At 37.2% G+C, this 9,614-nt stretch carries 5 protein-coding genes and 1 pseudogene; all 6 read left to right on the forward strand.

Annotation, left to right across the window (positions count from 1 at the left end):
* Positions 1-174 (forward strand): annotated as a pseudogene (locus ACFIJQ_RS08540) (ABC transporter substrate-binding protein); the annotation flags it as partial.
* A gap of 924 nt (positions 175-1,098) precedes the next feature.
* Complete coding sequence (locus tag ACFIJQ_RS08545) at positions 1,099-2,730, forward strand: ABC transporter substrate-binding protein (protein ID WP_375629890.1); 1,632 nt, start codon at positions 1,099-1,101, stop codon at positions 2,728-2,730.
* Between the two features lie 810 nt (positions 2,731-3,540).
* Positions 3,541-5,172 (forward strand): ABC transporter substrate-binding protein, encoded by a 1,632-nt coding sequence (locus ACFIJQ_RS08550; protein ID WP_375629893.1) that lies wholly within the window; start codon positions 3,541-3,543, stop codon positions 5,170-5,172.
* A 401-nt stretch (positions 5,173-5,573) separates the two neighbouring features.
* Complete coding sequence (gene xseA, locus ACFIJQ_RS08555) at positions 5,574-7,004, forward strand: exodeoxyribonuclease VII large subunit (protein WP_375629896.1); 1,431 nt, start codon at positions 5,574-5,576, stop codon at positions 7,002-7,004.
* Positions 6,982-7,608, forward strand: a complete 627-nt coding sequence (locus tag ACFIJQ_RS08560) for a DNA-3-methyladenine glycosylase I (protein ID WP_015856295.1) — start codon at positions 6,982-6,984, stop codon at positions 7,606-7,608. Before xseA ends, ACFIJQ_RS08560 begins: the two co-directional genes overlap by 23 nt.
* A gap of 1,641 nt (positions 7,609-9,249) precedes the next feature.
* Positions 9,250-9,614: ABC transporter substrate-binding protein (locus ACFIJQ_RS08565; protein ID WP_375629899.1), on the forward strand; the 365-nt coding region annotated here is incomplete at its 3' end.

Below are 9,614 nucleotides of genomic sequence, written 5' to 3' on the forward strand. Positions count from 1 at the left end.
AAAGATCCGCAAAAACGGGCGCAAATATATGCTGATTTACAACGTGAACTTATGCAAAAAGGACCTTATGCGTTTATCTATCAGAAATATGGCGTCGTCGCGATGACACCGGATATCAAAAAGTGGGTTTGGAATAGTGCACCGCATATTTTTTATAGTAAAATTGAAAAATAAGCGTGTCTTCAATACTGTTCAATAGATGAAGGACATTGTCATGATATATTCGGCGTATTGTATAAATTTTCAAGCTTTGCAATACGTCGAAGATTATAGGTAATGCGTGATATACTGTTGAATGTCTTTTTAAGACATTCGTTTAAAGGGATTTTTCATTCTCATTAGAGGTGTATTGGTGTGGATGTTAAGATTGAATATTTCAATTTCTCTGAATTGAAAAGTGATCAATTTATTTGTTAAAAAACTGAATGTAACATAAAAAAACTAAGTGTAACAAATGTCGTGGAATTTAGTAGTGCTAAAGGTGCAAGGTTGTTCGATGTTGAAGGAAAGTTTTCTTATGGGTGGGTACACAAGGAATTCAGTTTTTATGGTGTTCATATTTTCTTTTGCTTTGAAAGATGATGAGATACCAATTGGAGGGTGTTATTTTACGGGGAGTGATGAAAAACAATCAAATTTCCTTTTAAAGAAGGAATAAAAGTCGTTGCACTTGGCAAACTAACGAATTTTCCTGTTTTATCAAATCGTCAAATTATTATGAAAGCTCTTTGTTATTAAGGTACTTGAGCCGAAAGGGCTAGTGCTTTGATGGTATGCAAAACGCCGGAAGAAATAAGAGACAAGCTTGCTTAACAAGATAGAGAAAAAATATTGGTTTTATAGTCTTCAATAGTAGGCGTTATGATATCGTGGATAAGCTCTGTTGTTGGTGAGCGTTCATTATATATCAGAGTGTTTTCCTTTGTATGTTTTGGTTTGGCTTATAAGTGTAGGCAGGAGGAGTCATTGGCAAGAGGTGCTTATTCTTGAAGATTTTAAAGCTTGGTCTTTAGGAGCCTATAGTTCGTCTAAACTTAATTATTAAGCACGTTTTGCTGCATGGGGAATTTATACAATAAACGTTAAAAGGAAAAGTCTATGAACGTGAAAAGAAAAATATTAAAAAAGAGCTGTTCTTTTGTTTCTGCTGTTCTTGTAATGGGGATTTTTGTGCAACAAGTTTCAGCAAAAACACCTACCGATACGCTTGTAATGGCTTGGAATCTGGATCCAATAAGTACATTTGACCCTGCACAACTCAATGACCGTTATGGAATTGAAGTGGTTAACAATATTTGTGATAATTTGGTCGTTTCTGCTACAGATGATGCAGCTAAAATGGTTCCTTCTTTGGCAAAGAGTTGGGATGTTTTAAGTGATGACCAGAGTACGGTGATTACTTTTCATTTGCGCGATGGTTTAAAGTTTAACGATGGTAGATTAGCCAATGCCAATGATCTTGTTTGGGGTATGAAGCGGGTTGTGAAATTGAAATTGTCCAATGCGGCAACATTTAATGAATATGGGATTACAGAACAAAACGTTGATGAGGCTTTTCAAGCACCGGACGACAAAACGGTGGTGATGAAATTTGATAAACCTTATCCTGCAGAGCTCATTCTTAGCAATATTTCCACTAATCGCACTGCTGCCTTGCTGGATCGTGAGACACTCATGAAAAACGAACAAGATGGCGATATGGGAAACCGGTATTTGGCAAGTCATTCTGCTTGTGTTGGTCCTTATCAGTTAGAGAGTTGGCGTCCTGGAGAAGCTCTTTTATTGCGTGCAAGCTCCAATTATTGGGGGGAAGCGCCTAAACTGAAGAAGATTTTAATTCGCCATGTTGCGGAGCCTGGAACGCAACGTTTATTATTGGAAAAACACGATATCGATGTTGCACGTAATCTGATGCCAGAGGATTTGGCAGATCTCCAAGCAACAACGGATATTAAGGTTGAAAAAGTGTTGGCGCCCTCCATGATTATATGGGGTTTTAATACGACGAACCCTATTTTTGCTAAGGAAAAAGTGCGTTTAGCGATGCGCTATCTTATTGATTATGAAGGACTCAGTAAGACCCTTCTCAAAGATGTTGGTATTCCCCGTGCAAGTTTTATTCCTCTTGGTAATCTTGGGGCTTTAGATGAAAAAGAAGGACAACCCTTTAAACTTGATCTCCAAAAAGCAAAGGAACTTTTAACAGAGGCAGGTTATCCGGATGGTTTTGAGGCCAATATTTTTGCAGGGGCATCTCCTTATCCTTTTGCTTTACCTATTGCTCAGTCCCTTCAAGACAACGCAAAAAAGGTTGGGGTACATTTTAAAATTGAACGTTTTGTAGGTACGCAGTTGTTTTCAAAATTTTATGCGCGTGGTTTTGATACGATTTTTTTCGGATGGAATAATGGCTCTGCGGACCCCCATACAATGGCTTCACGTCTTATTTACAATCCAGATAATCGGTTTGAGGCAAAAAATACAGGCTACGCTAGTTGGTGCCATGGGTATTTTGATAAAAGTATGAATCAAAAGGTTAAGGATGCGTTGTTTGAAAAAGATCCCCAAAAACGGGTGCAAATGTATGCTGATTTGCAACGTGAATTTATGCAGAAAGGACCCTATGCTTTTATTTATCAGACATATGTTTCTGTAGCGATGACACCTGATGTCAAAAAATGGGTTTGGAATAGTGCACCACGTATTTTTTATAGTGCAATTGAAAAATAAGAAGGTATCAGGTTTATAAAATATAAAAAACATGATCATGATATATTTGACGTATTGCAAAGTTCTTAAATGCTTTGCAATACGTTGAAGATTGTGAATAATAGAGGATATATTGCTGAGTGTCTTTGCAAGATTTCTATTAAGGGATCTTTCATTCTCATTAAAGATGTGCTTGCTTGGATGTTTAAAACTTAATATTTCAACTTCCATGAATTGAAAAGAGATCAATTCATTTGCTGAAAAAATTAGTACAACAAATGTTGTGGTATTTAGCATTGTTAAAGGAGCAAAGACTTTGCAATGTTGAAGAAGAGTTTTGGTGTGGAGGCAAAGAGGAATATCAGTTTTTTATGATGCCTATGTTATGTTTCCTTTTGTTTTGAAAGATAACACTCCGCAATTGGGGTATTATTTTATGGGGAGTGATGAAAAAATTCAAATTTTCTCTTGAGAAGGAGGGTAAATGATCAATTTTAGCAAATTACAATTCATTCAAAATCATCAAAATATCAAATTTTTATTGAGGCTCTTGAAGTAACCGGAGGTGGTGTTTTCGCGACACTTTTTAGAAAATCAAAAAAGAAATTTGAAGCAAAAGGAAACTTTGCCTGATATATCCCAAATTGTAAGCACTGTGATATCTCCAACAGATGCTGTTATGCCTAATACCTTCGTTTTATATCAGATCGTTTTCTGTTGAGTTTTTAATTTTATTTCGAGGAGGTATGTTTTCTAAGTCTAATCTTATTATTTCTTGCACGTTATTGTTGCATGGAGAACTTATACAATAAATTTTAAAAGGAAAAGTCTATGAACTTGAAAGGAAAAATATTGAAAGGGAGCAGTGCTTTTGTTTCTGCTGTTATTGCACTGGGGATTTTGGTGCAACAAGTTTCAGCAAAAACACCTGCCGATACGCTTGTGATGGCTTGGAATCTTGATTCAATAAGTACATTTGATCCCGCACAAATCAATGACCGTTATGGTAACGAAGTTCTTGTCAATGTGTGTGATAATTTAGTTGAACCAGCTAAAGATGACGCAGCTAAACTTGTTCCCTCTTTGGCGAAGAGTTGGGATGTTTTAAGTGATGATCAGCGTACGGTGATTACTTTTCATTTGCGTGATGGTTTGAAGTTCAATGATGGTCGTCCTGCGAATGCCAATGATCTAATTTGGAGCATGAAGCGGGTTGTTAAATTGAAGATGGCTACTGCGGCGACATTTAATGAATATGGTATCACAGAACAGAATGTTGATGAGGCTTTTCAAGCACCGGATGAGAAAACGGTGGTGATGAAATTTGATAAACCTTATCCAGCAGAGCTTATTCTTAGCCATTTTGCCACTAGTCGTACTCTTGCTTTGCTTGATCGTGAGACACTCATGAAACACGAAAAAAATGGTGATATGGGAAACCGGTATTTGGCAAGCCATTCTGCTTGTGTTGGTCCTTATCAGTTAGAGAGTTGGCGCCCTGGAGAAGGGATTTTATTGCGTGCAAGCTCCAATTATTGGGGTGAGGCGCCTAAATTGAAGAAGATTTTAATTCGCCATGTCGCGGAGCCTGGAACACAACGTTTATTGTTGCAAAAACACGATATCGATGTTGCACGTAATTTGATGCCAGAGGATTTGGCAGATCTCCAAGCAACAACCGATATTAAAGTTGAAAGAGTGTTAGAGCCATCCGTGATCATATGGGGGTTCAATGTGACAAATCCTATTTTTGCCAATGAAAAAGTGCGTTTAGCGATGCGCTATCTTATTGACTATGAAGGACTCGGTAAGACTCTTCTCAAAGATGTTGGTGTTCCACGTGCAAGTTTTATTCCTCTTGGTAATCTTGGGGCTTTGGATGAAAAAGAAGGACAACCCTTTAAACTTGATCTTCAAAAAGCAAAGGAACTTTTAACAGAGGCAGGTTATCCAGATGGTTTTGAGGCCAGTATTTTTGCTGGTACTTCTCCTTATCCTTTTGCTCTGCCTATTGCTCAGTCCCTTCAAGACAATGCAAAAAAGGTTGGGGTACGTTTTAAAATTGAACGTTTTGTGGGCACGCAGTTATTTTCAAAATTATCTGCACGTACTTTTGATACGATTTTTTTCGGATGGAATAATGATTCTGCGGATCCTCATACAATGGCTTCACGCCTTATTTACAATCCTGATAATCGGCTTGAGGCTAAAAATACAGGCTATGCGAGTTGGTGCCATGGGTATTTGGATGAAACTATGAATCAAAAGGTTCAAGATGCGCTGTTTGAAAAAGATCCCAAAAAACGGGCGCAAATGTATGCTGATTTGCAACGTGAATTTATGCAGAAAGGACCTTATGCTTTTATCTATCAGACGTATCATACTGTAGCTATGACACCTGATGTTAAAAAATGGGTTTGGAATAGTGCACCACGTATTTTTTATAGTGCAATTGAAAAATAAGAAGGTATCAGGTTTATAAAATATAAAAAACATGATCATGATATATTTGATGTATTGCAAAGCTCTTTAACACTTTGCAATACGTTGAATTTTATCAGGAATGGATTACTATGTTGTGTAGAGAATTTTATTTCAGGAGTTCTTATGAAAGATGTGTTTGTGTGGATGTTAAGATTGAATATTTTAACTTCTATTGATACAGCTTTCGGATGGAATAATAACTCTGGAGATCCCCATACAACGGCTCCAAGCTTTTTTATAACTCGGATAATCGGTTTGAAATTCGAAATATAAGCTGTTCTAGCCGGTGTTATGGATATTTTGATGAAGCTATAAATAAAAATTTTAAAGATTGTGTTGTTTCAAAAAGATTCACAGAAACGGGCGTAAAGAATTGAAAAATGGTAAGTTTGTTTAGTGAAAAAACAGGTGTAACAAATGTGGCAGAATTTACTGTTTCCGAAATAGCAGGAGCTCTAAAGCGTGTTGTTGAAGAAAAGTTTGGTTATGTACGGGTGCGTGGGGAGATATCAGGTTACCGTGGTACTCATGCTTCAGGACATGCTTATTTTGCTTTAAAGGATGATAAGGCACGGTTGGAAGCTGTTATTTGGCGTGGAGTGATGGAAAAGCTCAAATTTCCTCCTGAAGAAGGGATGGAAGTGGTTGCTGTTGGTAAACTTACAACTTATCCAGGGTCATCGAAATATCAAATTGTCATTGAGGCTCTTGAACCAACGGGGGTTGGTGCTTTGATGACACTTCTTGAAAATCGTAAGAAAAAGTTTGTGGAAGAAGGCTTATTTGATGAAGAAAAGAAAAAACCTTTGCCTTATATGCCTCGAATTATAGGCGTTGTAACATCACCAACAGGTGCTGTTATTCGTGATATTATTCATCGTATATCCGATCGTTTTCCGTTACATATTTTGGTTTGGCCTGTACGTGTTCAGGGGGAAACAAGTGGGAGAGAGGTAGCTGTTGCTGTTGAAGGTTTTAATGCTCTTGCTCCAGGAGGACTTATTCCAAAACCTGATCTTATTATTGTTGCACGGGGAGGGGGAAGTTTAGAAGATTTGTGGGGGTTTAATGACGAAGCTGTTGTTCGTGCTGTTTATGCCTCTGCTCTTCCCGTTATTTCTGCTGTTGGGCATGAAACGGACTGGACTTTGATTGATTATGTCGCTGATTGGCGTGCTCCAACTCCTACAGGAGCTGCAGAAAAGGCTGTTCCCGTTAAGCTTGATCTTGAAGTGTGTGTTGCGTCTCTTGGGGCACGTTTGCGCAAGGGACTTGTACGTTCTTTTGATTTTCATCAACAAAAGTTGCGTGCAGCCAGACGTGGTCTTCCCACTGTCGACCAACTTTTTGCTCTACCACGGCGTGGTTTTGATGAAATTTCAAATCGATTACAGCGTGCTCTTTGTGTGAGCTACGATAAAAAATGTTTTTCTTTTCATACTCTTCGTTTACGTCTTTCGCTACGTTTGTTAAATAGTGAAAAAGCACAACGCAATACAAAGGAATATACGGCGCGCCTTCATCGTGCTTTTGTGCGTAGTGTGGAAAAACAACGTGCCCAAATGGAGCTTGCATTTAGGCTTTTAAAAAGCACTTCTTATCAGAATATTTTAGAGCGTGGTTTTGTTTTGGCTTTGGGGCAAGATAATAAGCCCGTTAAACGGTTGACTCAGTTTCCTGAAACAGGGCAAATAAATTTACGCTTTTTTGATGGTGATATCAGTGTTGCAATACAAGAACCTGTTTTTTCTAAACGTTCAAAACACAAGCAGATAAAGCCGCCAAGCGATGATCAAGGAACTCTCTTTTAATACGGTTAATGCGATGCTTGCGGAAGGTCTTCTTAAGGGAGTGGATGGAAAAGTTCGTTGCGCATGGGCTGGAACGGATCCACTTTATTGTGCTTATCATGATAACGAATGGGGAAAACCTGTTTTTGAGGATATCTGTTTGTTTGAAAAAATTTGTCTTGAAGGTTTCCAAGCGGGACTTTCTTGGTTTACAATTTTAAAAAAACGCTCTTTTTTTCGCATTGCATTTGATCACTTTGACTTTGAAAAGATTGCTCATTATGATGAGCTAAAGGTGAAAATGTTAATGCAGAATAAAGACATTGTTCGCCATCAAGGAAAAATTCAATCAGTGCTTAATAATGCACTTAGAGCACAAGAAATTATAACAGAGTGGGGGAGCTTGTCCCGCTATTTTTGGTCTTTTCAGCCACCACAATCAGAGCGTTATGAAAAGATAGACTTTCAAACACTGTCGGCTCATCCTACAACCCCTGCTTCTCTTCGTCTTTCTCAAGACTTGAAGAAACGTGGCTGGACATTTATTGGTCCCACAATTTGTTATGCTTTTATGCAGTCCGTAGGGATTGTTAATGATCATCTTGAAGGATGTTTTTGTCGATAAATTAGCCAACGTTCTTTTGTAAGGGTAATGATCAATAGGATAATAATTGAATTGTTTAATAAATGTATAGATTATACAACTCCACTGTATAAGATAATTAAAATATATAAACTATACAATATCAATGATTTCCTACTATTGTTGGCACACAAAACGATAAAGGTATAATTTTGAAGATGAAAAAACAGATGCAAAAAGGAGTGATACCTTAACTGTCATGTATCTGAAGTGAGATAATGGTAATGTCTTGTATGTTTTAAAGAAACACCTAGTGTACCAAAGCCCATTTTGCGACGCAGCCCATGAATGGTATAATAGTCAATCCATTGTGCACTCCATCTTCACGCTTATGAAGGAGAAAATCAGCACCATCACACACTTTACGAGCGTTCAATGTTGTACAACAGCCCTTGGCATTTGAAATGGTTCAGAAGAGGTGTTTTTATTTTTGTTAATGACATGAGCGTTATAATAAGTAGTGAATATTTTATTCATGTTTATTGACGAATGCAAAGTGGTTTTTAGAGGGCGTGCTATTCTTGCATTGTTATATTTTACTTTGGTTGTATGGTAGTTGGTTTATTTGTGTGTAGGTCGATTGTCCAATACTTACCTAGGCAATAAAAATAAAATGCAGCGATGAAAAATTGAAGTTAAATGACTCAAGCTGCTTGTGTTGGGGTTTATTATCTGATAGTTTTCTTCTATTAGAGGGTGATCTTGCCGCGTGTGCGCTCCAATTTTTGGGAAGATGATTAAGCTCAGGCAGGCTTGTATCCACTACATTGCTTAGTTGAATCTCTGTATGTTTCTGCTGGAAACAAGAGTTTTGTTGCAGTATGTTGTTTTCTGTTCTATTTTTATAGTGGTAAAGCAATGATGCACACTAAAGTTTAGAAGGGTTTATATTCGTTATGTCTTTGGGGGGTAGTCTAATGAATTTTGTTTTTATCAGTAGAGAAGTGCATTTTAGTGTGTATTCTTTTATTGCAAGCTTTATCTCTCAAAAGACAAAGCTTGAAAGGGGTGCTTCTTCTCATTGTTCCTTTGTTTTCGTTAACGTGTTTGGTTTTGTTGGTAAAAACGTAAAACTTTTGACACTTGGTTTTCAAAAGATTAAGCAGATTTTTGTGGGGGGTAGAGTTTTAGAAAAGATCTTTTCTTGTTCCTTTCTACTGTTTTAGTGCAGTTTTGATCATGTAGTAAAGATGCGCCGCGTCTTGAAATTGAGTGTTTGAGGAGAATGACGATTTTTAAAGGTTGCATATTTTATTTTAAATACCGCCTAAAGAAATAGAATGGTGAATTCATAAATTTTTGCGCAATGATTTTTTTAAAAGCTTACCATTTTGGGGGCTACAAGGCTTATCGTTTTGATGATTAATGGGGCTGGTATACGGCATTATCGTATGCAAAGAAAGGTTATGAAAGAATGTGATACTGGTTAGAAAAACATATATTTCATGTTCGCTATGGTTTGATTGAGATGTAAGTCAATGAATTTATAAAGTAGATGACTCTGTATAGGCGATTAGAATGTATTTGTTCAATGTGTATAATTATAAAAATGTGTATAATTATAAATTTGCCATGTTATTTCAGCGTCATTAATTAATAAAAAATAAATAAAGGGAAACGTTTATGAACTCGAAGAAAACAATATTGAAAAGTAGCAGCTCTCTTGTTGCTGCTCTTGTGGCACTGGGAGTAGTTGTACAACAGGTTTCAGCAAAAACACCGGCTAATACTCTTGTGATGGCTTGGAATCTTGATGCAATCAGTACATTTGATCCTGCCCAAAGCAATGATGTTTATGCAAGTGAAATTATTGGAAATGTTTGTGATAATTTGGTCAGTACAGCGACAGATGATCCAACGAAAATAGTTCCGTCTTTAGCAACGCATTGGGATGTTTCAGGTGATGATCATAGTACGGTGATTACCTTTCATTTGCGCGATGGTTTAAAGTTTAACGATGGTAGATCAGCCAATGCCAATGATCTTGT

Origin of the sequence: Bartonella sp. TT67HLJMS, from assembly GCF_042193375.1 — a bacterium.
GTDB classification, from domain to species: Bacteria; Pseudomonadota; Alphaproteobacteria; order Rhizobiales; family Rhizobiaceae; genus Bartonella; species Bartonella grahamii.